Source organism: Microbacterium sp. C5A9 (assembly GCF_022627955.1).
GTDB lineage: Bacteria > Actinomycetota > Actinomycetes > Actinomycetales > Microbacteriaceae > Microbacterium.
The window spans coordinates 16,560-40,590 of sequence record NZ_JABXGD010000005.1; the positions used below are offsets into that span (position 1 = coordinate 16,560).

Sequence of the window (24,031 nt, forward strand, 5' to 3'; positions counted from 1 at the left end):
CGGAGTGCGGTGCGCGACCCGGGAATAGTTGACCCGCAACGACAGTTGCACTAAATCAACGATCACGATATAGTTGACACCAATCAACTTTCTACACAGGAGTCTCACCACTGTGACAGCTATTCCCTCTTCCTCCGCGCCGGAGGCGACCCGGTCGCCGCGCGAGGTCTTCACCGCGATCTCCGGTCTCGTCGTCGGCATGTTCGTCGCCGTGCTCTCGGGCACCGTGGTGTCGACCTCGATGCCGGTCATCATCGCCGACCTCGGCGGCACGCAGTCCCAGTACACCTGGGTCATCACCGCCAGCCTGCTGGCCACCGCCGTCTCCACTCCCATCTGGGGCAAGCTCGCCGACCTCGTCGACCGCAAGATCCTCGTCCAGATCTCGCTCATCCTCTTCACGGCCGGCACCGTGATCGCCGGGTTCTCCACCGACACGAACATGCTCATCGCGGTCCGCGTCATCCAGGGCATCGGCGTCGGTGGGCTCATGTCGCTCGTCATGATCGCGGTGGCCCTCATCATCTCGCCACGTGAGCGCGGCAAGTACATGGGCGTCGTCGGCGGCATCATGGCCCTCGGCACCATCGGCGGCCCGCTGCTCGGCGGCCTGCTCACCGACGTGTGGGGCTGGCGCTCCAACTTCTTCGTCGGCGTGCCGTTCGCGCTCCTCGCCCTCGTGCTGCTGCAGTTCACGCTGCACCTGCCCAAGCCGCAGCGTGACAGCAAGGTGTCGATCGACTACTTCGGCATCGTGCTCCTCGCCGTCGGCGTCTCCACCCTGCTGATCTGGGTGTCGATGGGCGGCAGCCAGTTCGACTGGGATTCCTCGACGAGCATCATGCTCGCCGTCACCGCCGGTGTCGCGCTCGCCGCGTTCATCACGGTCGAGTTCTTCGTCAAGGAACCCATCGTCCCGATGTCGCTGTTCCGCAACCGCACCTTCACGCTGTCGGTCATCGCATCCATCGCGATCGGCGTCTCGATGTTCGCGACCTCGGTCTTCCTGGCGCAGTACTTCCAGCTCGCCCGCGGCGCCACGCCGACCGAGTCCGGCCTCATGACGATCCCGATGATCATCGGGCAGATGGGTGCGTCGATCATCATCGGCCAGCTCGTCAGCCGCTTCGGCAAGTGGAAGGGGTGGATGCTCACGGGCTCCGTGCTGACCACGGTCGGCGTCTCGCTGATGGCGACGCTGCGCTACGACACCCCGTTCCCGCTGGTGGCGGTGTACATGTTCGTGCTCGGTGCCGGCCTCGGCATGGTGATGCAGAACCTGACCCTCATCGTGCAGAACGACACCGCCCCGCAGCAGCTCGGCGCAGCCTCGTCGAACGTCAACTTCTTCCGCACGATCGCCGGCACCATCGGCGTCACGGTGATGGGCTCGATGCTGTCGACGAGCGTCGCGAACTACATGACCGACGCGCTCAAGGGCTTCACGCCGACCACGCCGGACGAGGTCGACGCCCTCACGCACCTCGCCTCGGGCGACGTGCCGAAGGTGACGCAGCTGCCCGACACGATCCGCGCGATCGTCGAGAGCGCCTACGGCCACGGCATCGCCGACTCGTTCATCATCGCGATCCCGCTCGCCGTGATCTCGATCATCGCGATCGCCTTCATCAAGAACAAGCCGCTGTCGACCAAGAACGCCGCCGAGCAGCTGCGCGACCAGGCCGAGGACTCCGCGATCGACGTCGCCGGGGCCGAGGTCGGCGCGAACCTCTCGACCGGAGCCATCCGCACCCCGGGTGCCGCCACGGCGACCGGATCGGTGACCGTGCTGGAGCGCGAAGGCGAGCGCGAGGGCCGGGAGTCGAGGGGCTGACATGGCCACCACGGAGGCCGTCACGGCACCGGACCTCGAGGACGCGATCGGCGACCTCCAGGCGCATCTGAACCTCATCTTCGCGAGGACTCGGACGCTCTGGAGGGAGTCGGCGGCCCGCATCGCCCCGGAGCTGCAGGTCGGCGGGTACAAGCTGCTGACCTTCATCGAACGGGCGGGCACGGCCAACGCGCACGAGCTCGCCGAGCGGTTCGAGATGGACAAGTCGGTCATCAGCCGCCAGGTGCGGATGCTCGAGGAGCTGGGTCTCATCGAGTCCCGGCCCGACGAGCGCGACGGCCGGCTGCGGGTGCTCACGGCGACGCCGGCCGCGCAGGTCGCGCTCGCCGAGCTGCGCCAGGAGCACGGTGTGCGTCTGCGGGCCGTGCTCGCCGAGCTCACCTCCGACGAGGTCCATGCCGCGTCGAAGGTCTTCCGCCTCCTGTCGGAGATCTGATCCTCACTCCGTCTCCGTCGAATCGCTCATCCGGTGCCGTCTCGCACGCGAAGGCGGCCCGGATGAGCGATTCGACGCATTCTGACTTCGCCGTAAGCTGGCGAGCATGAGTGCCTCCGACAGCGCCGACCTCGATGAGGCCGTCTCCCGCGTGGAGCACGAGCTCGGCCGGCTCTTCGCCCGCATCCGCGTGAGCTGGCGTGAGGCGGCGATCACCGTGCATCCCGACCTGCAGCCGCTCGGGTACCAGGTGCTGACCTCCATCGCCACGGGCAAGGCGACTTCGGCGGGGGCGATCATCGAACGGCTGCAGACCGACAAGTCCGCCGTCAGCCGTCATGTGCGCCAGCTCGAGCAGCTGGGACTCGTCGAGAGCGTCCGCGATCCCGACGATCGGCGGGCCCGCGTGCTCGTCGCCACCGAGCTCGCGCAGGAGCGCGTCGCGCTCGCACGCTCGCGCTACGAGGCGCGCCTCGGAGAGCGCCTGCGCCGCTGGTCGGCCGAGGACCTCGATCACTTCACGCGACTCCTGTCGGACCTGGGCGGCGAGCTGCCGACGCCGGCCGCTGCGCCGGCTGCGCCCGGAGGGGCCGACGGCGATACCGCCGCATCCTGACCCCGGGGAATACCCCGCAGGTCGCCGGTCTTGTCCCTCACTGTGACTCTCTACGAACCTGCCGCCTTCGGCGCCCTCCCGCTGTCCAACCGCGTCGTCATGGCGCCGCTCACTCGCACCCGCGCCGATGACGCGGGCGTGCCCACCGAGCCGATGGTGGAGTACTACCGGCAGCGCGCCGGTCTCGGGCTCATCATCACCGAGGGCACGTGGCCCGCGGCCGAGGGCAAGTCGTACTCCGGGCAGCCGGGCATCGTGACGGCGGAGCAGATCGAGGGATGGCGCCTCATCGCCGACGCCGTGCACGAGGCCGGCGGAACGATCGTCATGCAGCTGATGCACGGCGGCCGGGTCTCGCATCCGGCGATCTCCGGTGAGCCGCGCGTGGTCGCCCCGAGCGCGCTCGCCGCGCCCGGCGAGACCCACACGCCCGAGGGCAAGGCCGCCATGCCGGTCGCGCACGCCCTGACGCTCGACGAGATCCCCGGAGTGGTCGAGCAGTTCGCGCAGGCCGCGCGCAACGCGATCGCCGCGGGCATCGACGGCGTCGAGGTGCACGGCGCGAACGGGTACCTCGTGCACGAGTTCCTGTCGCCGGTGTCGAACGTCCGCGACGACCGCTACGGCGGATCGCCCGAGAACCGCGCCCGTTTCGCGATCGAGGTCACGACGGCGGTCGCCGACGCCGTGGGAGCCGACCGCACCGGCATCCGCCTCTCGCCGCAGCACAACATCCAGGGCGTGCTCGAAGAGGACGACGCCGACGCGCTCGCCACATACCTCGCCGTCGCCGAGGGTCTCGCGCCCCTCGACCTCGCCTTCGTCGACGTGCTGAACGCCGCGCCGACGAGCGAGCTCGTGCAGCGAATCCGCCGCACCCTCGGCGCACCCCTGATCATCAACTCCGGCTTCGCCGCGCCCACCAGCCGCGACGAGGCCGAAACGCTCGTGGCCGAGGGCTGGGCCGATGCGGTGGCCGCCGGCCGCCCGGCGATCGCGAACCCCGATCTGGTCGAGCGCTGGCGTCAGGATGCCGAGCTCAACGAGCCGCGCCCTGCGCTGTTCTACGGCCGCACCGCCGAGGGGTACACGGACTACCCGTCCCTCGAGGTCGCGCGCGCCGACGCGAGCTGACCTCTCACGCCCGCCGGGAGGTCTCTCCCGGCGGGCGCGCCGACGGAAGCACGATGCCTCCGAACACGCAAGGCCCTTCGTGACCGAGCCGTCGCTTCGTAGCGTTCTCCGTGAGAGGCGCACTCACGTCTCCCGATCAAAGGGGGAGAAGATGAAGAAGCAGACCCGGATCGCGTTCGATGACGACCAGTTCGTGCTGGCGCCCGAACAGGACCTCGTGGATCTGATGGATCGAATCGAGATCGCGGCGAAGTCTGAGCCGGCTTTCGTCGACTTCACCGCCGGGAACGACCTGGTGAGCGTGCTGGTCTGCGCCGGCACGCGCGTCGTGGTGACCGTGCAGCCCGAGCGGGCCCCGGACGAGGCCCGTTACCTACCGCTCAACGCCGGTCCGCTCGACTGGGACTACTGAGCCGCGGATGAAGAACAGGGCGATGAGCCCGAAGACGATCACGGCGATGTTGCCCAGCCCCGCGAAGGCGCCGATCGGGCCGTCGGCAGGGTAGGTCGCCTGCAGGAAGATGCTCGGGTCGGTGCTCGCGTGCAGCAGGATCGGAGCGATGATCGTGCCGGTGACACGCATCGCGAGATACATGCAGATACCGAAGAAGAACGTGTAGACCAGCTGGATCCCCGTCGCGAGGAGGGACTGGCCCGACAGCAGGTTGCCCGCGTGCAGCAGCGAGAACAGCGCGGCGGAGACCAGGGCGACGACGATCTCGCGGTTGCCCGACTTGCGGAGCATATTCACGACGAAGCCGCGGGTGAGGACCTCTTCGGCGAAGCCGATGAAGACGCCGGCGAGCAGCCACGTCGCGACGACCTCGGCGCCAGCCGTGCCGTAGTCGATCGAGAGCAGGTGCAGCACGTTGAACAGCAGCACAACGACGATCGCGATCCACATCCACCCGCGACCTCGGATCGGCTGCGGGCGGAAGAGCTCGGGCAGCCACCCCACCGACGCGCCGAAGGCGACGAGCAGGATGCATCCGATGAAGACCGGGATGGCGTAGAAGACCAGGATGGCCGCGACGCTCTGCGGATCGTCGATCTGCTCGGCGAGCGGCGTGAGAAGCAGCGACAGGCCGTTGTAGAGCGCGAAGTAGACGACGACGAGCACGACCGCCCGCCACCAGCCGCCCTTCTCCCAGAAGCGCCGCCAGCCGGACTGGTGTCGCTCGGGTGCCTGCATCGGGTCCTGGGGCATCACCGTCTCCTCCGTCGTCCGCGGAGGTCGCGGCTCGTAACCAATATATGGGTGGGGTGTCTCGGTGCGCGGGCGCCGTCGCGTGGTCAGTCGGCGTGCCCCTCGGCGAGGTACGCGAGACGGTGCAGGGTCTCGGCGTTGCGCAGGCGGAGGAGAGGCGCCGTCACGAGGGCGGGCAGCAGCGTCGCGGGCCCTTTCACGGGCTCCTCGTCGATCCGCACCATCGAGCCGCCGTCGTACGAGCGCACCCGCAGCGTGACCCGTGCCTCGCCGATCGGCCAACCGCGGGCGCGGATGACCATGCGGTTCGGCGGAGACCACTCCTCGACCACGGTGGTGTCGTCGAGCAGCGCCGGCCACACGCCCACCGAGTGGTGCAGCTCGGCGCCTGACTGCGGCCAGGATGCGTCGACATCGCGCATCCGCGACGCTCCGACCACCCAGGCGGGATACAGCCATCCGTTCGCCAGCACGCGGAACACGTCCTCCGGGCGGCACTTCATGGTGCGCACGTTCTCGGCCATGGCGGGGTCCTGTCTCTCGGCGTACCTCGGCTGTCGGCGCGGTCTCAGGCGCCGGCATCCTCGTCCCTGCATAGTGCTCGCGCGCATGCACCGTCGCGAAGGGGGTTGACGAGCGCCGCGGACAGCGCGACCGATACGGTGGGGCACATGGCACAGGTCCTCCGCACCTTCGGGCGCGTCCTCGCGCGGCACGGCGTCGCGCTCATGGCCTGGTACCTCGGCGGCGAGGCCCTGCATCGACTGCTGATCGAGCTCGCCGGATTCGTGGGCGGTCACACCACCCTCGGCGGACTCCTTCTGCTGCCGCTCGCGGTGGCCGCGCGGCTCGTCTCCTACGTCGCGATGTACCTCACTGTGCGGCCGTCGCTGCCGCACAGTCGCAGGCAGGATGCCGGTGGTCTCCGCGAGTTCGCCTCCGCCACCCTCGCGGCGATCCTGCCGTTCTTCGCCTTCTATACGGCGTGGGGCCTGCTGGATGCCGACCTCATCGACTTCTTCCGCGTCGCCCTGGCCGTCGGGCTCGCCGACACGGGCATGCAGGCCGACCAGCTCGGCGATCGCGGCGGGGTGATCGCCGTCGGCGTGCTGCCGGTGGCCGTGCTGGTGATCGCGCTGGTCGCCCGTCTGCTGTTCACCCGATTCGCGTCCCGCCTGCCGAGATGGACCGTGGTGCTCGCCGCGTACACCGAGGTGCTGTGGACGTTCATGCTCTTCGTGCTGGTCGCGCGATGGTGGAACGGCGTGCTCGCGTGGGTCGGCGAGCGCGCGGCCGTCGGCTGGCTGCAGGGATTCGGCGACTGGTTCGCGATCAACCTCGAGCCTGTCGCGGTCCTGTGGGAGGGAGCGACCTGGCTCTTCGGCATCGTGGCCGCCGCACTTCTGGTCCCCGCGGCCTGGCTGACGGTCGCGGGCGTGATCTTCGGCACCGCGTTCGATTCCACCCCGTCGTTCCCGCGGTGGGCGGCCGGTCCGGGCGGTGCTGTGCGCGGTGCGGCGATGAGTGTCGCCCGCACGCTCGTGATGCGCCTCGAGGGGCTCTGGGCTGCGGTCACGGTGATCTGGCGAGGGGGGCCGGCGCTGTTCGGCGGCTTCGTCCTCGCGTATGCGGGCTGGGCCTTCGCCGAACAGCTCGCGACCAGGGGGGTGCTGCAGCTCATCGGCGGCCACGACCTGCGATTCTGGGCGGGGGTGTTCCCGCTCGTGACCGTGGCTGTCGCGGCGATCGCCGAGCCGCTGCGCGTCGCGATCGTCGCCACCGCCTACGACCGGGTGATCGGTCGGCCGAAGGCGGGACTCGACACGCGACCGACCGGCAGAGACGGCTCAGGGGTCGACGGAGAAGCGGGCGACGTCGGAGTCGTCGCCCTCGATGTCGAGCACGAAGGGTCCCTCCGCGTCGTCGGGCAGCAGGAAGACGAGCAGGATGCGGTACGACGCGGGTTCCGCGACACATGAGCTCTCGCCGAGGTCGGAGTCGACGTCGATTCCGCGTCGTGAGCTGACCCAGGTACGCGATGACGACTGCTCGGTGAGGATCGCGGCGCCGCAGGACGCGGCATCCGGTCCACCGCTCGCAGACAGGCGGATGCTCAGCGTGCGGGATCCCTCGGGAGCGTCGAACTCGCCCCATTCGACGAACCCGAGCTCGAGCTCCTGACCGGAGATCGTGGCGGCGGAGTCGGAACCGGCCTCGATCACGCGATCGGCCTGCCGGGTGTTCGGGATCACATCGAGCCACAGGTTGGCGCCGAGCACGCCGACGGCGGCGATCGCGAGGGCGATCAGCGCCGTGCGCTGCGTGCGCCACCAGGTCGGGTGAGAGCCGCTCATCGAGCGCTCCATTCGGGCGCGACGAGCTCGACGGTGGGGACGCGCGGAAGGTCGTCGAGCTCGATCGAGATCACCACGAGATCGTCGAGCTCGGGGGTGAAGTACGACGGTGTGAGGGCGAGCTCGGCGGTGCCGCTGTCGAGCTCGGCGGGCAGTTCGAACGAGAGCGAGCCGGCCGTGTCCGTGCCGACGCGCAGCGCGGTGCCGCGCAGCGATGTCGACGGACGCTCGCTCGCCTGGAAGACGCGGTCGTCGACCGTGAGGGTCGCGAGGGTGATCTTCGCGTCGATCTCGGTGGACCGGGCGGAGGCGTCGAGGGTGATGACGAGCCAGTTGCCCTCGGCGCTCCAGTGGGACTCGGCGACCTCGTCGGCGAAGGTCGCGTCCGTGACGGTCGCGATGATCGAGCGCGACGCGACGGCCTCACCGGCCGATCCGTGAATCGTGATCGGTCCCACCACATCCTCGTCGCTGGGTGTCGCGGCGGTCACCAGCCCGGCTCCGGCCACGAGGGCGGCGCCGAGCACCCAGGGCAGTGCGCGCCTCACGATGTCTCCCTCACGGGCACGACGATGCGCGCCGCGACATCGTCCGCTCGCCAGGTCACGACACGAGACGACAGCACCACGGCGCCGGTGCTGATCGACGCCTCATGCACATCGAGCGACACCGTGGCGTCGGTGATCGTCGCCTCCGGCACGGGCCACGCGATCGTGATGTCCGAGGGCACCCCGGGTTGCAGGTACACCTGGCCCGCTGACCCGTCCGCTCGCCAGACGTAGGCGCTGTCGGTCGCCTCGACGTCGGCCAGGTCGAGCAGAGGCCGATCGTGGTTCACGAGGTTCGTGTCGATCCGGTCGGCCGTGGAGCCGACGCCGATCGGCCTGTCGGTCAGGTTCTCCATCGCGATCGTCATGACGAGCAGCACCTCGCCGTCGTCGGCATCGAGATACTCCGCTTCGACCTCTCGGGTGAACTCGGCGTCGAGCACCGTGACGCTCAGCTGGCCCGTGCGCACCTCGTCTCCTACGTCGACCCTGCGGGGTTCGGCCGTCGCCTGAGCGAGTCCGCCGGTCGCGATGATCACGATGAGCAGTGCAGCGAGAGCCGCGGCCGCGACCCAGATCCCGCGGGGCAGGTCGGCGATCGCGCGCACCCATCGAGCGGCGATCGCGCGCGCACCGCCGGCCACGTCCCCCCTGATGGTCACGAGGTCAGCCTAGCGACGAGCATTCGGGGATGCCGGAATCCTCCTCGAGTAGCCATGCATTCACTCGAACATTTGTTCTACCCTGGAGGTATGACCACCCGCACTGATCTCGACCTCGATCTCGAGGAGCGCTGTCGGCTGCTCGATGAGTGGGTCGAGGTGCGGCGACGGATCGCGGCGCTCGAGGCGCAGGCGAGTGAGCTGCTGGTCCAGCGGATCGCGGTGCGTGAGGCGGATGTGGTGGAGAGTCCTTTTCATCGTGATGCGATTCAGCGGTCGATGATCGCCGAGTATGCGGCTGCGGGGCGGCTGAGTACGGGGTCGGTCGAGTATTCGTTCACCGACGCGCGGACGTTGTCGCGTGCTCTGCCTGCGACGCGTGCGGCATTCGCGACCGGGGTGATCAGTGTCGCGCATGTGCGAGAGATCGTGCGGGCGAGCATGATCGTCAGCGAAGCGATCGATGACGGCACGGTGAGCGCGGACACGATGGGGCTGTATGAGGCGGCGGTGCTCGTGTTCGCCGAGAGGGAGACGGCGGCGCGCACGAAAGCACACGCCCGGCAGGTGGCGGCGACAGTGGCGGGCGTGACGCTCGTGGCTCGGCAGCGTAAGGCGGTCGAGGAGCGGTGCGTGCAGGTGCGTTCGGTCGGTGACGGGCTCGCCCTGTTGAGCGCGGTGCTGCCGGAGTGGATCGCGGAAGGGATCCTCGACCGGCTCACGCAGATGGCACGCGAGATCATCCGTACCCGCGACGAGGGCGACCCGTACCTTCCCCCACACGACGACGGTGGCGAGGGATTCCGGGATCTGCGGGATTTCTCGCCCGAAGACCCCGAGTATGACGCGTACGTCACCAGCGGCGTGATCTTCGGCGAGTCGGACACGTTCACCACCGACCCGCTGACGGGCCGGCGTGACCCGATGACCGATCCGACCAGCCCCGACATCGAACACCTCGAGAACGACCGTCGCACGATCGACCAGATCCGCGCCGACGTCCTCGCCGACCTGCTGCTCGCCGCGACACCCAGCCCCGAGAACGGCTCCGGACTCGAGAACATCCGGGCGCGCATCCAGGTCACCGTCGCCGCGACGACCCTGACCGGAGACGACGACCATCCCGCCGAGCTCGACGGGCACGGCCCCCTCGCCCCCGAGATCGCCCGATGCCTCGCCGGATATAACACCGGGTGGACGCGCCTGTTCCTCGACCCGTCCGGGCTGATCGTCGAGACCGACACCTACACCCCGACCGAGTCCATGCGCCGCTTCCTCCGCGCCCGCGACCAGCACTGCCGCTTCCCCGGCTGCCGCATGCCCACCCACCGCTTCGACATCGACCACACCCACGACCACGCACGCGGCGGCAGAACCCGCATCGACAACCTCAGCCACCTCTGCCGACGACACCACACCCTCAAACACCCCGACATCCACGACCGACACCGCTGGACCGCACACCAACAACCCGACGGCACCATCACCTGGACCAGCCCACTCGGCCGCACCTACACAGACCCACCACCACGACGAGTCATGTTCGTCTGATCCCGCAGGCATCCTCAGGGGCAGGTCTCGAACACGTGCCCCTCATCGTCGGGCGTGAGCAGATCGCGGTCGCGCAGCACCAGGGATGCCGGCGACTCGCTGTCGGCGCACATCTCCTCGAACGATCGCGGCAGCTCGTCCGTGTACTCGATGTCGATCACGTGGTCGCCGTACACGGCGGTGAACGCCGCGCACTCCTCGTAGGCGGCGCACTCCTCGACGACGGCGAAGTCGAATCCGGCGCGGTCGCGCAGCTCCTGTGCATCCTCCGCGGCGTTCTTCTGCCCTGCGGCGAGCCCCGACGCGTGGGCGACGTCGACGAGCAGTGTCGCGAGAGCCAGGTTGTCGTCGAGGGTGAGGGCCCCGTCCGACCTCGTGTACGAGTCGAGGTTGTCGAACTCCACCGCGGCGAACCCGGCGTCGGCGCAGCCCTCGATCCAGGGGCCGACCCGGTCGGCGATGCCCTCGCGCTTCTCCGGGGTCGAGGTGTCGAGCAGCGCCTCGTCGGGCCAATCGGGGTCGAACACCGGCTCGCCGTCGCTGCGGTGCAGCAGCAGCTCGTCGTCCCAGTCGCCGAGCTCACCCGGCTGCGTCTGGAACCCGTTCACGTAGCAGACCGAGTAGATCCCGTCGGCGGGAGGGTCCGACCGGTCGCGCCCCACGATGCCGACGCCGTCGGCCGGGTCGTAGGCTCCGCCGAGCTGATAGTCCGGGGTCGCGCCGGCCGGCGGCAGGGCGAGGGCGGCGCTGGAGGCGGCATCCGGTGCGCACCCCGTCAGCGCGACGAGGCCCGCGAGCAGCACGGCGACGGCCGACCCGGATGCGCGCCTCAGGATGCCGCTCCCTGCAGGGTGCCGTTCGGTGCGCCGTACAGCTCGGCGACCTCTTTCGACCCCATGCCCCGGTCGTAGGTCGGATGCTGCGGCCACCCCTCGGGAGAGTCCTCCCACTCCTCCTGGCGGCCGTAGGGGAGCAGGTCGACCAGGCCCTGCAGATGGCTGAGGCGCTCGGTGCCGCGCCCGTTCGTGTGCCACGTGCGATACACGGTGTCGCCGTCGCGCAGGAACACGTTCACCCCGAAACCCTCATTCGGCCCGGCGTCCATGTCGGACCCGAACGAGCTGTCGGCGCTCGAGTACCAGGCCATGCGGTTGCCGACCCGCTCGCGATACGCGAGCGCCTCGTCGATCGGCCCGTTCGTGACGATCACGAACCGGGCGTCGTAGTACCGCTCGAGCACGTCGAGCCGGGTGAACTGCGAGGTGAAACCGGTGCATCCGGGGCACTGCCACTCGTTGCCGTCCGACCACATGTGGTTGTAGACGATGAGCTGCGGATGCCCGTCGAAGACCTCGCTGAGCCGCACCGGCCCCTCGGCGCCCACCAGCGTGTACTCCGGCAGCGCGACCATCGGCAGACGGCGGCGTTGCGCGGCGATCGCATCGAGCTCGCGCGTCGCCGCCTTCTCGCGCACGCGCAGCGCATCCAGCTCGCGCCGCCACGTGTCGGCGTCGACGACGGGCGGAAGGGGATTCTGCGACGGGGAATCCTGGATCGTGCTCACGAGTGACCTCCGGGGGCTCGGGGAGACGGTGTCTTCAGTCTGCGCCCGCCCGCCGACACCGTCAACGCGCCGCGGCGGCGGTCTCGTCGGGGGCGTCCTCCGCGGGGTTGCGGCGGATGCCGATCCACGACACGACGCCTCCGACGGCGAACAGGGTGGCGGTGACCCAGGCGGCGTTGTGGAATCCGCCGAGATCGAGAGTGCCGCCGATGATCGTCGACAGCATCGCGACGACGAGGAGTCCCGCGACGCGGGAGACCGCGTTGTTCACCGCCGAGGCGATGCCCGAGCGCGACTCGTCGATCGCGCCGAGGATCGCGGAGGTGAGCGGCGCGACCGTGAGCGCCAGGCCGAGACCCAGCACGATCATCGCGGGCAGCACCTGCCACCAGTAGTCGAAGCTCTCGGAGACGAGCAGCAGCATGAGCGCGCCGACCGCCATCACCAGCGGGCCGACCGTCATGAAGATGCGGGGTCCGAAGCGGCCCGCCCACGATCCGGCGCGAGAGCTGAGCAGGATCAGGAGCACCGTCACCGGCAGGCTCGCGAGCCCCGCGGCGGTGGCGCTGAGGCCCGCGCCCTGCTGCAGGTACACGCCGATCACGAAGCCGTTCAGAGACAGGGCCGCGTAGATGAACAGCGTCGCGAGGTTGCCCCACGCGAAGTCACGCACGCGGAACAGCGACAGCGGCATGAGAGGTGCGGGCGACCGCTGCTGGCGCACGAGGAACAGGGCGAAGAGAGCGGCGCCGACGACCCCGGGAAGCCAGATGGCGGGGGAGGACCAGCCCAGGTTCGGCTGCTCGATCAGCGCGAACACGACCGCGCCGAGACCGATCGCGCACAGCGCTCCACTGAGCCAGTCGACGCGCACACCGCTCGGACGCTCGGAGAGCTTCAGTCGGGCGAGGAGCACGAGCGTCACCCCGATCGGCACGACGTTGATCAGGAACACGAGCCGCCACGACAGGAAGTCGACGAAGAGTCCGCCGAGCAGCGGGCCGACGAGCTGCGCGCCCGTCGTGAACGCGGTCCAGACGCCGATCGCGCGAGACTGCAGATCGCCGCGCATCGTCGCGGTGATCAGGGCGAGCGAGCTCGGCACCAGCAGCGCTCCGGCTGCCCCCTGCGCGGCACGCGCGATGATGAGGATCAGCGGATCGGGAGCTGCGGCCACCGCGACCGAGGCCACGCCGAACGCGATCAGCCCGACACGCATGACCAGCACCCGCCCGTAGGCGTCGGAGAGCGAGCCGGCGAGCAGGATCAGCGCGCTCAGCGTGATCAGGTATGCGTCGACCACCCACTGCTGCGTCGTGATGCCGCCGCCGAGCTCGCGACTGATCGCGGGCAGCGCGACCGTCACGACCGTGCCGTCGAGGAACGTCACGAACGATGCGAGCACCGCCACCGAGATGACGAGCCGCTGCGGAGGAGCGAAGCGAGAGGATGCCACAGGCCGACACTACTGCCGCCGCGACCCCGCCGGGCGGTCGGCATCGAGGTCGGCCGTCAATGCGGGCGGCCGGCCGCACGTGCGGTGGTCAGTGCAGGGGCGCGGTGCCCGAGCGGTAGAGATCGCGGAGCCCGCCGACACCGCGTTCGGCGTGGGCGCGCAGCTGACGCTGAGCGCCGGTGCCGTCGCTGCGGATGCGCGCCACGGCATCCGTCACGAAGTCCTCGTCGCCGTGCTGCCGGAGCGTGTCGGAGAGGCGCTCGAGCAGCGCCGTGAGCACCTCCTGCGCCGGGGCGATCTCGCCGGTGCGCGGGTCGACGATCCGGGCGTCCGGTCCCTGTCGCGCCGCCGTCCACAGCGACGAGTCGATCGCGTCGTGCGACACGGCGGGTGCATCGCCGAGTTCGCCGCTGAGCACCAGAGCGCGGATGAGCGCGACGGCGAGCAGCGTGTCCTCGGTCGTCAGCTGCACATCGCATACGCGCACCTCGACCGTCGGGAACTTCTCCGACAGGCGGATGGTCCACGAGAGCGAGCTCGCCTCCGAGATCGCGCCCATGTCGACGAGTTCGTCGACCCGCGCACGGTAGTCGGCGAGGTCGACGAAGCGCGGCGGGCTCCACGACGACGGCAGACGTCGGATCAGGATGCTGCGCCAGCTGGCGAACCCCGAGGGGCGCCCCTTCGTGAACGGCGCGTTGCCGGTGAGGGCGAGCAGCACCGGCAGCCACGGTCGCACACGGTTGACGGCACGCACCCGCTCCTCGTCGTCGAGGACCTCGACGTGCACGTGCAGCCCGTTCACCTCGTGCTCCCGGGTGATCTCGGCGAGGTGACCGGCGACGGCGTCGTAGTGCGGCGAGCGCGACACGATGAACCGGTGCGGCGCGATGAAAGGGGTGCCGGTGGGGGCGACGATCGCCCCGTGTTCGGCGGCCTGGGAGCCGAGCATCTCGCGCATCGCACGCAGCTGGCGTGCGGCCTCGTCTCGGGTCTCGAGGGGCGCTGTGGCGGTCTCGATCTGGCAGGTCAGGTATTCGGGTGTGACCACCCCGGCGGGACGAGTGCCCACCAGTCGGGCCCGTGACTCCGGCGTCATGGCCAGCGGAACGAGCGTCTTCTCGTCGAGGAGGACGAACTCCTCCTCGATCCCGAACCGTGCCACCGGCGGCCTAGTGATTCCGCAGCGCGGAGATGAGGTCGGCCTTGCGCTGGCGGCTGTAGCCGGTCAGGCCGATCTCCTTGGCCCGGGCGCGCAACTCGTCGACGGTCCAGTCCTCGTAGTCGCCGTGCTCGCCCCCGCGGCGACCGACGGCACTGCGGCCGTCGCGCGCAGCGGCGTTCGAGATGCGGGCGGCCTTCTCTTTCGACGCCCCGTCGTCGCGGAGCTCCTCGTAGAGCTCCGGATCCTTGAGCGAGCTGTTCCTGCGTCCTGGCATGTCGTACTCCTCACACGGGCGGAAGCCTCGCGTCAAGCCCCTCGGGGATGCGGTCTCGTCAGGTCTAGGTTGAGAGCCCTAGGCGGGCGCTCCGCGCCCCAGAAGAAGGGAAGACCGATGAACATCCTTCTGATCATCGTCATCGTGATCGCGATCATCCTCGCCATCACCGGCGGACTCGTGCAGTCCTTGCAGTTCCTGTTGTGGGTCGGACTCGTGCTGCTGGCCATCGCCGTGATCGCCTGGTTGATCCGATCGATCTCCGGCAACCGCACGCGCTGAACCCGAAGGAGTGGGGCCCGCCTTCCGGCGGGCCCTTCTCCGTGTCCGCGGGCTTTACTCCGTGAAGCCGTCCCGCAGGTTCTCGCCGGCCTTGTGCGCCGCGTCCTTGACGTTCTCGCCGGCCTGCTTGGCCGATGCCTTCGTCTGGTCCGCGCGGCCCTCGGCCTCGAGCTTCTCGTTGTCGGTCACCTTGCCGAGACCTTCTTTGGCCTTGCCGGCCAGCTTCTCGGCATTGTTCTTGATGTCGTCTCCGGCGCTCATGTCCGTGTCCTTTCCTCGACTGATCAACGGACTGCCACGATCACACGCGCCACGGATACTGGCCACGGGATTGACAACCACCGGCGCGCATGAGAGCACGCGATCGGCGGTCGACGCCGAGGCCTCGGGCGACTAGCGTGGGCCACAGGCGGGTGGTCCTGCCCGCTCTCAGCTCGGCTGCGGCCGACGACGGAAGCGGTGTGCGATGGACTCGATGATGATGGGCGCCATGTCGAAGAACATGGAGTCGACCGACATGGCGATGATGGACATGGCCGTCATGCAGGCGTGCATGGACGCGTGTTCGGCGTGTGAGCAGGCGTGCACCGTCTGTTCGACGCAGATGATGGACTGCGCCCCCGCGTGCATGAACTGCGCCGACATGTGCAACACGATGATGCGGTCGATGATGCGGATGCAGGGCATGACGCCCGCCACCATGATGGCCATGCTCGACGCGTGCATCGCGATGTGCCAGATGTGCATGGACGAGTGCATGGAGCACGCCGCCCACAGCGAGGTCTGCCGGATGTGCGCTCAGGCGTGCAAGGACTGCATGGACGCCTGCATGGCCGTCAAGGACATGATGATGGCGGCAGCCTGACCCGCCCGGTCGTCGGACAGGACGACGCAGCCGCCCGAGACGAGACGATCAGACGAGCGCGACGTTGAACTGCGTGCGCCCGATCGCCAGCACGCCGTAGCGCACGTGCAGCGCGACCGGGGTGCCCGCGGGAGCCTCGAGTGCTGCGCCCGAGCCGTTCCAGAGCGAGTGCGCGCTGCCGTCGAGCATGCGCACGGTCAGGTCGCCGGTCGCGGCGTCCGCGCGCTCGACGATCGCGTCGACCCACTCGGCGGGCGTCGCCGAGGCGATGCGCGCCTGGATCAGGTGCAGGGCGTGACCCGCCTCGAACGAGGAGCACGTGAACCCGTGACGGCACATGCACGCAGAACGCTCACGCACCGGGAGGGGCGAAAGGCGGTTCAGCGGCGTGGACACGGTGGTCTCCTTCGTGAGCGGACGTGAGTGGACGTTCCGGCAAGAGTAGGTCGGCCTCGCCGCAGACGGAACCCGCGCCGACACGGGGTGAAACAAAAGCCGGCGCCGGGTGAGACAAACGGGCGTAGACTCGCCGGATGCTGTTGTCGATGAGCGCTCTCCGTATGCCGGAGCGGGCGCAGAACGGAGCTGCAGGCGCCTTCCGCGCCGCGGACAGAGGCTGACGATCGGCCGGAGGCGGAACATCCCGTCTCCGGTGATCCGTCGTATCCCCGCATCCGTGTCGGATGCTCCTCTTCTCCGTCCGCCGTCTCCGACGGCCGTCACGAAAGCACACTCCTCATGCGTCCCATCGACGAGCGCACCCTGCGCGCCTCCTTCCTCAACGCCTCCCGCAAAGAGGTCTCCGATCTGACCCTGCCGCCCGGCTTCGCCGACCTCGATGTCGAGAAGCTCGACTACCTCGGCTGGGTCGACCCCAAGCTGCCGCGCCGCGCATACGTCGTGACGTGGATCGACGACGTCGCCACCGGTGTCGTCCTGCAGCGTGCCGAGCAGCGCGTCGTCGCCAGGGCCCAGTGCTCGTGGTGCGAAGACGTCACGCTGCGCAACGACGTGCAGCTCTACGTGGCGCGCAAGGCCGGGCCGGCCGGACGCAAGGGCGACACCGTCGGCACCCTCGTGTGCGCGGAGTTCGGATGCTCGCAGAACGTGCGCATCCTTCCGCCGCTGGCCTACGAGGGCTACGACCGCGAGCTCGCGCGCGAGCTGCGGATCGTCAAGCTGCAGGAGCATGTGGCGGCGTTCATCGGAGCGGTGAAGGGCTGACGCCCGAAGGGTCCGTCCTCCGCGACGGAGGACGGACCCTTCGACGCGGGTCTCGCGGTTACGACTTCTTCCAGCCCGCGCGCAGGCCTTCGAGGTACGCGATCGACGAGGGGTCGTCGATGCGGTGCACCTCGTGACCGAGTTCTTCGAGCCACGCAGCACCGCCCGTTCCGCTCGCCGCGCCGATGACGACGCGGCTGATTCCGAACTGTCGGATCAGACCCGAGCAGTACCAGCACGGCTCTGCCGTGGTGACCATCGTGGTGCCCGCGTACGTCTCGCGGTGCGCGGCGTCCGAGAATGCCTCGGTCTCGGCATGCGCGGAGACATCGCCGCGCTGGACGAAGCGGTTGCGGCCGAGGCCGAGAACCTCTCCGTCGGGTCCGACGAGCACGGAGCCGATGGGCTGACCGCCCTCTTCCGCGCCGGCGCGAGCCTCGGTGAGGGCGATGTCGATCCACGTGCGGGCGATCTCGTCGGTGATCTCCACGGGGGAGACGGTGGTGTCGGTCATGGTGGTGCGTCCTCTCTGTAGGGGCGGGTGACCGACGTCGTCGTCGGGGTGGGTCAGGAGTGGTCGTCGTCGGTGTAGGCGGGGTCCGTGATCTCTCGCACGCGGTGCAGATGATCGAGCGTGAGTCGCGCCGCGGCGTCGGCATCCTGACGCCGGACGGCGTCGAGGATCTTCGCGTGGTCGTCGTTGGCGGCATCCCACGTGCCGGGCTTGGGCTGCAGCATGTTGGGGCGGGAGATCGAGAGCACGGGCGCGAGCATGAGCTCGAGCACCGTATTGCCGGTGGCGCGCAGAAGCCGCAGATGGAACTCGTGGCTGTGCTCGCCCCTGCTCCATCCCGTGCGGTCCTGACGCTCAGCATCCACGAGTGCTTGCAGTGCGTCGACGTCTTCATCGGTGCGACGCTCCGCAGCCTGCCTGGCGCACGGCACCTCGAGCATGATGCGCGCCTCGGTGAGCTCGGCCGGGGAGATCGAATCGCTGCCGACGAGCAGTCCGAGTCGGGACTCGAGGAACTCGCTCACGTCGTCGACGGCGACCTGGGCGACGAAAGTTCCGCCGTTCACACCCCGCTCAGTGCGTACGAGGCCGATCGAGCTCAGCATCCGCAGCGCCTCTCGGACCGTGTTGCGCGACACCCCGAAGGCGGCAGCGAGAGACGACTCGACGGGCAGGCGCTCGCCGGGGGCCAGTGATCCGTTCAGGATCAGCAGCTTCAGCTGTCCTGCGATCTGGTCGTAGGCGGGACGGATGCGTGCAAGCGCGAGGTCCGTGTCGAGGGGCATCCGGCTTCCTTTCGATCGGGCGACATCAGGAACCATAGCTGCTGATCGTCGGCCCTGGCAACGATATGTCCAATGTTTCTCAGCGGATTGCCTCGCAGAGAGGACGTGAACGATGTGAAACGCGTTTGAGACCCGCATTTAACATTCGTGAAACCCAAAACCCGGCGAACTCACGCCAGGATCGGCTCTACCGGAATATGTCCGATGTTTTACCCGCCGCTCGATGGAGAGCTCAGACCATCGAGAGGAGAGACATGCCGAGATATGTCGCCCGCAAGCTCGCGCAGGCCATCATCACCGTCTTCGCCGTCATGACGATCGGGTTCTTCCTGGGCAGACTCAGCGGGAAGCCGGGGGCGCTGATCCTGCCGGAGGGCGCGACGCAGACCGAGATCGACGCGTTCAATGCCACGCTCGGGTTCGATCAGCCGCTGATCGTCCAGTACGGCGACTTCCTCGCCGGACTCTTCCAGGGCACGGTGGGGGACTCCTACCGGCAGAAGGTGCCGGCCCTCGACCTGCTCATCGACAGGGTGCCCGCGACGTTCCAGCTCGCTATCACGTCGTTCGTCGTCGGACTCGGCGCCGCACTGATCGTCGCCCTCGTCATCTTCATCACCCGATGGAACTGGCTGCGCCTGAGCCTGCTCTGGCTCGGATCGCTGCGTCAGGCGGTGCCCGACTTCCTCTTCGGAGTCGTGCTCGCCCTCGTCTTCTCCGTGGTGCTGGGCCTGCTTCCCTCTCTCGGCAACCAGGGGCCGGAGAGCCTCGTCCTCCCGGTGGCGTGCCTCGCGACGGCTCAATTCGCTCTCTACCTGCGGCTGATCGGCTCGGCGCTCGGTGAGCAGCAGGGACTCGACTACGTACGCGCCAGCTACGCACGTGGCCAGGGGCATCCGATGGTCGTCATCCGGCAGATGACGCCCAACGCCCTCGTGCCGGTGCTGACGATCGCCGGGCTGAATCTCGGCGGACTGCTCGGCGGCACGGTGATCGTCGAGGCGGTCTTCGCCTGGCCGGGCATGGGGCAGGTGCTGCTCCAGGCCGTCAACGGACGTGACTTCCCCGTCGTGCTGGGTGGGCTCGCGGTCGTCGCCGTCTTCTTCGTCGCGGTGAACTTCCTCGTCGACCTCATCACCGCATCCATCGACCCGAGAGTGAGGCTGTCATGACCCTCGCCGCACCCCGCGCACTCGCGCCCACCTTCCTCCGTCGCACTCCTCGACCGCGTGTCCGCCGCGCCCAGGGCACAGTGCCGATGTGGGTCGGTATCGGACTGCTGTCGACCATCCTGGTCCTCGTCATCGTGGTGCCGTTCTTGCCGACCTACGACCCGTTCGGTCAGAGCCTCGCCGACGCCATGCTCCCGCCCTTCGCTTCGGCCGCGCATCCTCTCGGGACCGATTCGCTGGGACGCGACGTGCTCTCTCGACTCGCGCTCGCCGGACTCGTCTCGGTCGGGATAGCGGCGGTCGTCGTCGCGCTGAATTTCGTGATCGGCGTCACCGTCGGCCTCATCGCCGGCTACCGCGGCGGGTGGCTCGACACCGCCCTGGGCTCGATCGCCGACATCCAGCTCGCGATGCCCGTCGTGATCCTTCTCATCGCCCTGTCGGCCGTCTTCGGACCCAGCACCCAGCTCATGGTGATCACCCTCGGGCTCACCTACTGGGTCGGCTACGCCCGGGTCGCGAGGGCCATGGCCATGGGGCTTCGGGATCGCGACTTCGTCGTCTCACCGCTCACACAGGGCGGATCGCACGGCCGCACGGTGTTCACGCACGTGCTGCCGCAGGTGCTGCCGCAGATGGCCGTGATCGCGTCGTTCGACATCGCCGTGATCGTCGGTATCGAATCGTCTCTCGACTACCTCGGGCTGGGAGTCCAGCCGCCGGTGCCGAGCTGGGGAGCCATGATCACCGAAGGCCAGAAGTACGTGCAGATCAATCCCATGCTGGTGATTCTTCCGGGAATCGCTCTCTTCCTCCTGGTGGCGGGGATGCAGTTCCTCAGCCAGCGCTTCACCACCGAGTCCGTCGCATCTGCGCGAAAGGCAGGACGTCGATGACATCCGAACCCGTGCTCCGCATCACCGATCTCGTCGTCAAGGCCGAGACGCCGACCGGCGAGGTGACGCTCGTCGACGGGATCAGCCTCGAGGTCGCAGCCGGCGAAGTGCTCAGCCTCGTCGGCGAGTCCGGATCGGGCAAATCGATCACGATGCTCGCCGTCATGGGCCTGCTGCCGCCGGGGGCGTGGGTCGACTCCGGCTCCATCCGATTCCGGGGCACCGAACTCACCGAGCTGAGCGAGCGCGAGATCAACCGCATCCGCGGCCGAGAGCTCGCGATGGTGTTCCAGGACCCGATGACCACTTTGAACCCGGTGCGCCGAATAGGCACGCAGCTCGCCGAGGGGGTCCGGTTGCATGACCGCGCGCTGTCGCGGGTGCAGGCACGACGGCGCGTGGTCGAGCTTCTCGACAGTGTCGGGATACCCGACCCTGAGGCCAAGGTCCGCGACTACCCGCATCAGTGGTCGGGTGGAATGAGGCAGCGTGCGCTGATCGCCGGTGCCATGGCGCACAACCCGGCGCTGCTGATCGCCGACGAACCGACCACCGCGCTCGACGTGACGATCCAGGCGCAGGTGATGAAGGTGCTCGCACGCTCCCGGGCTGACGCCGACTCGGCGATGATCCTCATCACGCACGATCTCGGCCTGGTCGCCCAGGTGGCAGACCGCGTCGCCGTGATGTACAGCGGGCGGATCGTCGAGGTGCAGGACGTCTACGGAATCTTCGAGTCTCCCCGGCATCCGTACACCGCAGGCCTGCTCGCGAGCGTCCTCAGCCTCGAGGGAGAGGGCGGCTCCGCCTATGCGATCCCCGGGCAGCCGCCGACGCCGGTGAGCCGGGGAGCGGGATGCGCGTTCCAGCAGCGGTGCATCGTCGGCCGGGACAGCGAGGAGTGCGCCACGGCACCCCCGATCGTGCACACAGCCGCCGCCCAGGTGGCCTGCCATTTCCCGCTCGTCGACGGCCGACTGCCTCTCGTCGCAGATCGCGCCACCCCTCACCACGCCGAGCAGCCCGAGGAAGCGAAGGCATCATGACGACTCTCAGCGAACGACGGCGTCTGCGCCGACTGCCCGAAGCCGACCCCCGGCCGGATGCCGGTGAGCTCGCGCTCGAGGTGGTCGACGTCCACAAGCACTTCTCCAAGAGGGTCGGGCTGCGCACCGAGACCTTCCGCGCCGTCGACGGTGTCTCGCTGCATGTCGCCGCGGGAGAGACGGTGGGGTTGGTGGGGGAGTCGGGGTGTGGCAAATCGACCCTTGTTCGCACGATCCTCGGCCTGCACACACCGACCTCCGGGTCGGTGCGGGTCATGGGCTCCGATGTGAACGCCTGGGCGGGTAAGGAGCGCGCGAGAGCCAGGGCGAATGCTCAGGTCGTGTTCCAGGACCCGTACTCCGCGCTCGACCCGCGCATGAGCGCCAAACGCATCGTCGCCGAGCCGCTGTGGCTCAACCGTCAATACTCCGAGAAGCGCGTCCGCGAGCTCTTCGACTAGGTCGGTCTGCCGTGGGAGTACTCGTCGCGCAAGGCATCCGCCTTCTCCGGGGGCCAACGCCAGCGGATCGGCATCGCCCGCGCCCTCGCGTTGCACCCGCGACTGGTGATCCTCGACGAACCGGTGTCTGCGCTCGACGTCTCGATCCAGGCCCAGATCATCAATCTGCTCGCCCAGCTCCAGAGAGAGCTCGGCGTCTCGTACCTGTTCGTCGCCCACGACCTCTCGGTGGTCCGTCATGTGTCGCACCGCGTCGCGGTGATGCGTCGAGGCGTGATCGTCGAGCAGGGCACGACACGCAGCATCTTCGATGACCCGCAGGAGGAGTACACCCGCACGCTCCTCGACGCGATCCCGATCCCCGACCCACGACGTCGGGCGAGCTGATCGCCCTTCCATGCACCACTCGCAGCATCCCGAATGGAGTCCCATGTCCCGCATCCGCTCGTATCGAGCCGCGGCCGTCATCGCCTCGGCCGCCGCCATCGCCCTGCTCACCTCCTGCGCCTCCGACGGAGGTGCACCCTCCGGCGGAGGGGAGGAGAAGTCCGTCACCGTCGCCATCACCCAGGACCCCGAGAACCTCAACCCCGTCGTCGGCGGATCCTTCGGCGCCCTGAGCCTGGAGTTCAACCTGTTCGACCAGTTGGCCGAGATCGCTGTCGACGGCAGCGTCGTTCCGAGGGCCGCCTCTGAGTGGACATCGAACGAGGACTACACCGTCTGGGACTTCACCCTTCGCGACGACATCCTCTTCCACGACGGCTCGTCGATGACCGCCTCCGACGTCGTCTTCTCGTTCGAGGAGGTCATGGCGGATGCCGACAGCAACCGTCAGCTGTGGCTGACCGACATGGTGTCAGTCGAGGCAGTGGACGACATGCAGGTGCGATTCACGCTGTCGACGCCGTTCTCGGAGTGGCCGCGGCAGACGACTCTCATCTCGATCGTGCCGCAGGCCGTCTACGAGGATCTGGGGGCCGACGGCTTCAACGAGGCTCCGGTGGGCTCCGGCCCCTTCCGGTTCGAGAGCTGGCAGCGCGGTCAGTCGGTGGTGATCACGAAGTTCGACGACTACTTCGGGGGCGCTCCACTGCTTGACTCGGTCGAGTTCATCCCCGTCCCCGCGGATGACGCCCGCGTCACCGGCGTGCAGTCGGGAACGGTTGACATCGCGGCTATTCCGACCGCGCAGATCGCGGCCGTCGAGAACACCGGCAGCGCCGACGTCGTCAGCATCCCCAGCCACCAGGTGGTCTACCTCGGGTTCAACACCGAGACGGGACCATTGGCGGATGCGGCGCTGCGCCGCGCCGTCTCGTACGCGATCGACCGTGACGCGATCGTCGACACCATCCTCAACGGCAACGGGCAGTCGAACAGCCAGCTGGTCGCGCCCACGGTCGTCGGGTTCTCGGACTCGCTCGAACCGCTCGACTTCGATCAGGCGGCGGCGAAGGCCGAGCTCGCCGCATCGGGGTACGACGGCGAGGAGATCTCATTCCAGTACGCGCTGGACGGAGTCATCCCGATGGGTGCGGAGATCGCCCAAGCGATCGCGGGCCAGCTCGCCGAGGTCGGCATCACCGTCACCCTCGAGGGCACCGACAACGCCAGCTACGACATCGTGACCCGTGAGCACGGACTCACCGGCCTGTTCCTCGGCCAGTTCTCGCCGTCGATCCTCGACGCGGGGCTGCCGCTGCGCTTCGTGTTCTCGGCCGAGGCGACGAACTACTTCTCGGACCCGACGATCGAGCAGCTCGTCGTCGATCAGAAGGCCGTGGCGGACGACGCCCGTCTCGAAGTGATCTCCGAGATCTGGGGCATCAACCAGGAGAACGCCTACGTCGCTCCGCTCTACTCGCCGGATGCCGCCTACGGCGTCAACCCGGACGTGGTGTGGGAACCCCGCGCCGACGGCCTCTTCATCATGAAGGACGCCGACACCCAGTAACCGACCC

At 68.8% G+C, this 24,031-nt stretch carries 29 protein-coding genes and 1 pseudogene; 16 read left to right on the forward strand and 14 right to left on the reverse strand.

Going from position 1 to position 24,031, the window contains the following annotated elements; genetic code table 11:
* Positions 1-112: 112 nt before the first annotated feature.
* From HWD99_RS10335 to HWD99_RS10355, 5 genes are all read left to right on the forward strand, one after another.
* Entirely contained in the window at positions 113-1,834 is a 1,722-nt protein-coding gene (locus HWD99_RS10335; RefSeq protein ID WP_241796169.1) for a DHA2 family efflux MFS transporter permease subunit, read from the forward strand.
* Position 1,835: 1 nt separating this feature from the next.
* Positions 1,836-2,291: a MarR family winged helix-turn-helix transcriptional regulator gene (locus HWD99_RS10340; protein WP_241796170.1), complete on the forward strand. Its 456-nt coding sequence runs from the start codon at positions 1,836-1,838 to the stop codon at positions 2,289-2,291.
* Positions 2,292-2,397: 106 nt separating this feature from the next.
* The gene (locus tag HWD99_RS10345) at positions 2,398-2,907 is read left to right on the forward strand and encodes a MarR family winged helix-turn-helix transcriptional regulator (RefSeq protein WP_241796171.1); all 510 of its coding nucleotides are present in this window, start codon (positions 2,398-2,400) and stop codon (positions 2,905-2,907) included.
* A 42-nt stretch (positions 2,908-2,949) separates the two neighbouring features.
* Positions 2,950-4,041, forward strand: coding sequence for an alkene reductase (locus HWD99_RS10350; RefSeq protein ID WP_308220708.1), 1,092 nt, complete (start codon positions 2,950-2,952; stop codon positions 4,039-4,041).
* 151 nt (positions 4,042-4,192) lie between these two features.
* Positions 4,193-4,453 carry a hypothetical protein gene (locus tag HWD99_RS10355; protein ID WP_241796172.1) on the forward strand — a complete coding sequence of 87 codons (261 nt, stop codon included), beginning with the start codon at positions 4,193-4,195 and terminating at the stop codon, positions 4,451-4,453.
* Here the strand turns inward: HWD99_RS10355 and HWD99_RS10360 are convergent.
* Both HWD99_RS10360 and HWD99_RS10365 read right to left on the reverse strand, forming a co-directional pair.
* Complete coding sequence (locus HWD99_RS10360; protein ID WP_241796173.1) at positions 4,415-5,248, reverse strand: CPBP family intramembrane glutamic endopeptidase; 834 nt, start codon at positions 5,246-5,248, stop codon at positions 4,415-4,417. The genes HWD99_RS10355 and HWD99_RS10360 overlap by 39 nt on opposite strands.
* An 86-nt stretch (positions 5,249-5,334) precedes the next feature.
* Positions 5,335-5,772, reverse strand: a complete 438-nt coding sequence (locus tag HWD99_RS10365; protein ID WP_241796174.1) for an SRPBCC family protein — start codon at positions 5,770-5,772, stop codon at positions 5,335-5,337.
* Positions 5,773-5,919: 147 nt separating this feature from the next.
* Between HWD99_RS10365 and HWD99_RS10370 the strand changes: the two genes are divergently transcribed.
* On the forward strand, positions 5,920-7,227 hold the full coding sequence (locus HWD99_RS10370) for a hypothetical protein (RefSeq protein WP_241796175.1): 1,308 nt from the start codon (positions 5,920-5,922) through the stop codon (positions 7,225-7,227).
* Positions 7,228-7,598: 371 nt separating this feature from the next.
* On the opposite strand, the gene HWD99_RS10375 is transcribed toward HWD99_RS10370, so the two are convergent.
* Entirely contained in the window at positions 7,599-8,150 is a 552-nt protein-coding gene (locus tag HWD99_RS10375; RefSeq protein ID WP_241796176.1) for a hypothetical protein, read from the reverse strand.
* Positions 8,147-8,812 (reverse strand): DUF4352 domain-containing protein, encoded by a 666-nt coding sequence (locus tag HWD99_RS10380; RefSeq protein ID WP_241796177.1) that lies wholly within the window; start codon positions 8,810-8,812, stop codon positions 8,147-8,149. Before HWD99_RS10380 ends, HWD99_RS10375 begins: the two co-directional genes overlap by 4 nt.
* 90 nt (positions 8,813-8,902) lie before the next feature.
* Between HWD99_RS10380 and HWD99_RS10385 the strand changes: the two genes are divergently transcribed.
* Positions 8,903-10,363 (forward strand): HNH endonuclease signature motif containing protein, encoded by a 1,461-nt coding sequence (locus HWD99_RS10385; protein ID WP_241796178.1) that lies wholly within the window; start codon positions 8,903-8,905, stop codon positions 10,361-10,363.
* A 14-nt stretch (positions 10,364-10,377) separates the two neighbouring features.
* Here HWD99_RS10385 and HWD99_RS10390 read toward each other — a convergent pair whose 3' ends face one another.
* The 5 genes from HWD99_RS10390 to HWD99_RS10410 form a co-directional block, all read right to left on the reverse strand.
* On the reverse strand, positions 10,378-11,166 hold the full coding sequence (locus HWD99_RS10390) for an endo alpha-1,4 polygalactosaminidase (RefSeq protein WP_241796179.1): 789 nt from the start codon (positions 11,164-11,166) through the stop codon (positions 10,378-10,380).
* Positions 11,167-11,192: 26 nt separating this feature from the next.
* Positions 11,193-11,927, reverse strand: a complete 735-nt coding sequence (locus HWD99_RS10395; RefSeq protein ID WP_241796180.1) for a DUF899 family protein — start codon at positions 11,925-11,927, stop codon at positions 11,193-11,195.
* Between the two features lie 61 nt (positions 11,928-11,988).
* Entirely contained in the window at positions 11,989-13,383 is a 1,395-nt protein-coding gene (locus tag HWD99_RS10400; protein WP_241796181.1) for an MFS transporter, read from the reverse strand.
* 88 nt (positions 13,384-13,471) lie between these two features.
* On the reverse strand, positions 13,472-14,548 hold the full coding sequence (locus HWD99_RS10405; protein ID WP_241796182.1) for a YbdK family carboxylate-amine ligase: 1,077 nt from the start codon (positions 14,546-14,548) through the stop codon (positions 13,472-13,474).
* 7 nt (positions 14,549-14,555) lie between these two features.
* A complete protein-coding gene (locus HWD99_RS10410; RefSeq protein ID WP_241796183.1) occupies positions 14,556-14,822 on the reverse strand; it encodes a Rho termination factor N-terminal domain-containing protein in 267 nt (88 codons plus the stop codon).
* A 117-nt stretch (positions 14,823-14,939) separates the two neighbouring features.
* On the opposite strand from HWD99_RS10410, the gene HWD99_RS10415 reads away from it, so the two are divergent.
* Positions 14,940-15,104 (forward strand): hypothetical protein, encoded by a 165-nt coding sequence (locus tag HWD99_RS10415; RefSeq protein ID WP_167948911.1) that lies wholly within the window; start codon positions 14,940-14,942, stop codon positions 15,102-15,104.
* 54 nt (positions 15,105-15,158) lie between these two features.
* Here the strand turns inward: HWD99_RS10415 and HWD99_RS10420 are convergent, their stop codons facing one another.
* Positions 15,159-15,365: a CsbD family protein gene (locus HWD99_RS10420; protein WP_241796184.1), complete on the reverse strand. Its 207-nt coding sequence runs from the start codon at positions 15,363-15,365 to the stop codon at positions 15,159-15,161.
* 168 nt (positions 15,366-15,533) lie between these two features.
* Positions 15,534-15,806: a hypothetical protein gene (locus HWD99_RS10425; RefSeq protein WP_241796185.1), complete on the reverse strand. Its 273-nt coding sequence runs from the start codon at positions 15,804-15,806 to the stop codon at positions 15,534-15,536.
* Between HWD99_RS10425 and HWD99_RS10430 the strand changes: the two genes are divergently transcribed.
* Positions 15,790-15,969, forward strand: coding sequence for a hypothetical protein (locus HWD99_RS10430; RefSeq protein WP_241796186.1), 180 nt, complete (start codon positions 15,790-15,792; stop codon positions 15,967-15,969). The genes HWD99_RS10425 and HWD99_RS10430 overlap by 17 nt on opposite strands.
* Before the next feature lie 48 nt (positions 15,970-16,017).
* Here the strand turns inward: HWD99_RS10430 and HWD99_RS10435 are convergent, their stop codons facing one another.
* Entirely contained in the window at positions 16,018-16,365 is a 348-nt protein-coding gene (locus HWD99_RS10435; protein WP_241796187.1) for a hypothetical protein, read from the reverse strand.
* 342 nt (positions 16,366-16,707) lie between these two features.
* On the opposite strand from HWD99_RS10435, the gene HWD99_RS10440 reads away from it, so the two are divergent.
* A complete protein-coding gene (locus HWD99_RS10440) occupies positions 16,708-17,193 on the forward strand; it encodes an FBP domain-containing protein (RefSeq protein ID WP_241796188.1) in 486 nt (161 codons plus the stop codon).
* A 58-nt stretch (positions 17,194-17,251) separates the two neighbouring features.
* Here HWD99_RS10440 and HWD99_RS10445 read toward each other — a convergent pair whose 3' ends face one another.
* Together HWD99_RS10445 and HWD99_RS10450 are read right to left on the reverse strand one after the other, a co-directional pair.
* On the reverse strand, positions 17,252-17,707 hold the full coding sequence (locus HWD99_RS10445) for a nucleoside deaminase (RefSeq protein ID WP_241796189.1): 456 nt from the start codon (positions 17,705-17,707) through the stop codon (positions 17,252-17,254).
* Positions 17,708-17,760: 53 nt separating this feature from the next.
* Positions 17,761-18,492, reverse strand: a complete 732-nt coding sequence (locus HWD99_RS10450) for a FadR/GntR family transcriptional regulator (RefSeq protein ID WP_241796190.1) — start codon at positions 18,490-18,492, stop codon at positions 17,761-17,763.
* A 254-nt stretch (positions 18,493-18,746) separates the two neighbouring features.
* On the opposite strand from HWD99_RS10450, the gene HWD99_RS10455 reads away from it, so the two are divergent.
* From HWD99_RS10455 to HWD99_RS10480, 6 genes and pseudogenes are all read left to right on the forward strand, one after another.
* The gene (locus HWD99_RS10455) at positions 18,747-19,664 is read left to right on the forward strand and encodes an ABC transporter permease (protein ID WP_241796191.1); all 918 of its coding nucleotides are present in this window, start codon (positions 18,747-18,749) and stop codon (positions 19,662-19,664) included.
* Positions 19,661-20,560 carry an ABC transporter permease gene (locus tag HWD99_RS10460; RefSeq protein WP_241796192.1) on the forward strand — a complete coding sequence of 300 codons (900 nt, stop codon included), beginning with the start codon at positions 19,661-19,663 and terminating at the stop codon, positions 20,558-20,560. Before HWD99_RS10455 ends, HWD99_RS10460 begins: the two co-directional genes overlap by 4 nt.
* The gene (locus tag HWD99_RS10465) at positions 20,557-21,606 is read left to right on the forward strand and encodes an ABC transporter ATP-binding protein (protein WP_241796193.1); all 1,050 of its coding nucleotides are present in this window, start codon (positions 20,557-20,559) and stop codon (positions 21,604-21,606) included. Before HWD99_RS10460 ends, HWD99_RS10465 begins: the two co-directional genes overlap by 4 nt.
* Positions 21,603-22,181, forward strand: a pseudogene (locus HWD99_RS18535) (ATP-binding cassette domain-containing protein); the annotation flags it as partial. The gene HWD99_RS10465 and the pseudogene HWD99_RS18535, both read left to right, overlap by 4 nt.
* A gap of 147 nt (positions 22,182-22,328) precedes the next feature.
* Positions 22,329-22,454: a hypothetical protein gene (locus HWD99_RS18770; RefSeq protein ID WP_374205466.1), complete on the forward strand. Its 126-nt coding sequence runs from the start codon at positions 22,329-22,331 to the stop codon at positions 22,452-22,454.
* 43 nt (positions 22,455-22,497) lie between these two features.
* Entirely contained in the window at positions 22,498-24,024 is a 1,527-nt protein-coding gene (locus HWD99_RS10480; protein WP_241796194.1) for an ABC transporter substrate-binding protein, read from the forward strand.
* Positions 24,025-24,031: the final 7 nt, after the last annotated feature.

Coding starts and splice junctions, on each gene's coding strand:
- HWD99_RS10440 (WP_241796188.1), top strand. CDS start 16,708: ATGCGTCCCATCGACGAGCGCACCCTGCGCGCCTCCTTCCTCAACGCC.
- HWD99_RS10430 (WP_241796186.1), top strand. CDS start 15,790: ATGACGCCCGCCACCATGATGGCCATGCTCGACGCGTGCATCGCGATG.
- HWD99_RS10360 (WP_241796173.1), bottom strand. CDS start 5,248: ATGCCCCAGGACCCGATGCAGGCACCCGAGCGACACCAGTCCGGCTGG.
- HWD99_RS10370 (WP_241796175.1), top strand. CDS start 5,920: ATGGCACAGGTCCTCCGCACCTTCGGGCGCGTCCTCGCGCGGCACGGC.
- HWD99_RS18770 (WP_374205466.1), top strand. CDS start 22,329: ATGCGTCGAGGCGTGATCGTCGAGCAGGGCACGACACGCAGCATCTTC.
- HWD99_RS10425 (WP_241796185.1), bottom strand. CDS start 15,806: ATGGTGGCGGGCGTCATGCCCTGCATCCGCATCATCGACCGCATCATC.
- HWD99_RS10345 (WP_241796171.1), top strand. CDS start 2,398: ATGAGTGCCTCCGACAGCGCCGACCTCGATGAGGCCGTCTCCCGCGTG.
- HWD99_RS10455 (WP_241796191.1), top strand. CDS start 18,747: ATGCCGAGATATGTCGCCCGCAAGCTCGCGCAGGCCATCATCACCGTC.
- HWD99_RS10445 (WP_241796189.1), bottom strand. CDS start 17,707: ATGACCGACACCACCGTCTCCCCCGTGGAGATCACCGACGAGATCGCC.
- HWD99_RS10460 (WP_241796192.1), top strand. CDS start 19,661: ATGACCCTCGCCGCACCCCGCGCACTCGCGCCCACCTTCCTCCGTCGC.
- HWD99_RS10385 (WP_241796178.1), top strand. CDS start 8,903: ATGACCACCCGCACTGATCTCGACCTCGATCTCGAGGAGCGCTGTCGG.
- HWD99_RS10415 (WP_167948911.1), top strand. CDS start 14,940: ATGAACATCCTTCTGATCATCGTCATCGTGATCGCGATCATCCTCGCC.
- HWD99_RS10365 (WP_241796174.1), bottom strand. CDS start 5,772: ATGGCCGAGAACGTGCGCACCATGAAGTGCCGCCCGGAGGACGTGTTC.
- HWD99_RS10450 (WP_241796190.1), bottom strand. CDS start 18,492: ATGCCCCTCGACACGGACCTCGCGCTTGCACGCATCCGTCCCGCCTAC.
- HWD99_RS10340 (WP_241796170.1), top strand. CDS start 1,836: ATGGCCACCACGGAGGCCGTCACGGCACCGGACCTCGAGGACGCGATC.
- HWD99_RS10420 (WP_241796184.1), bottom strand. CDS start 15,365: ATGAGCGCCGGAGACGACATCAAGAACAATGCCGAGAAGCTGGCCGGC.
- HWD99_RS10410 (WP_241796183.1), bottom strand. CDS start 14,822: ATGCCAGGACGCAGGAACAGCTCGCTCAAGGATCCGGAGCTCTACGAG.
- HWD99_RS10355 (WP_241796172.1), top strand. CDS start 4,193: ATGAAGAAGCAGACCCGGATCGCGTTCGATGACGACCAGTTCGTGCTG.
- HWD99_RS10480 (WP_241796194.1), top strand. CDS start 22,498: ATGTCCCGCATCCGCTCGTATCGAGCCGCGGCCGTCATCGCCTCGGCC.
- HWD99_RS10465 (WP_241796193.1), top strand. CDS start 20,557: ATGACATCCGAACCCGTGCTCCGCATCACCGATCTCGTCGTCAAGGCC.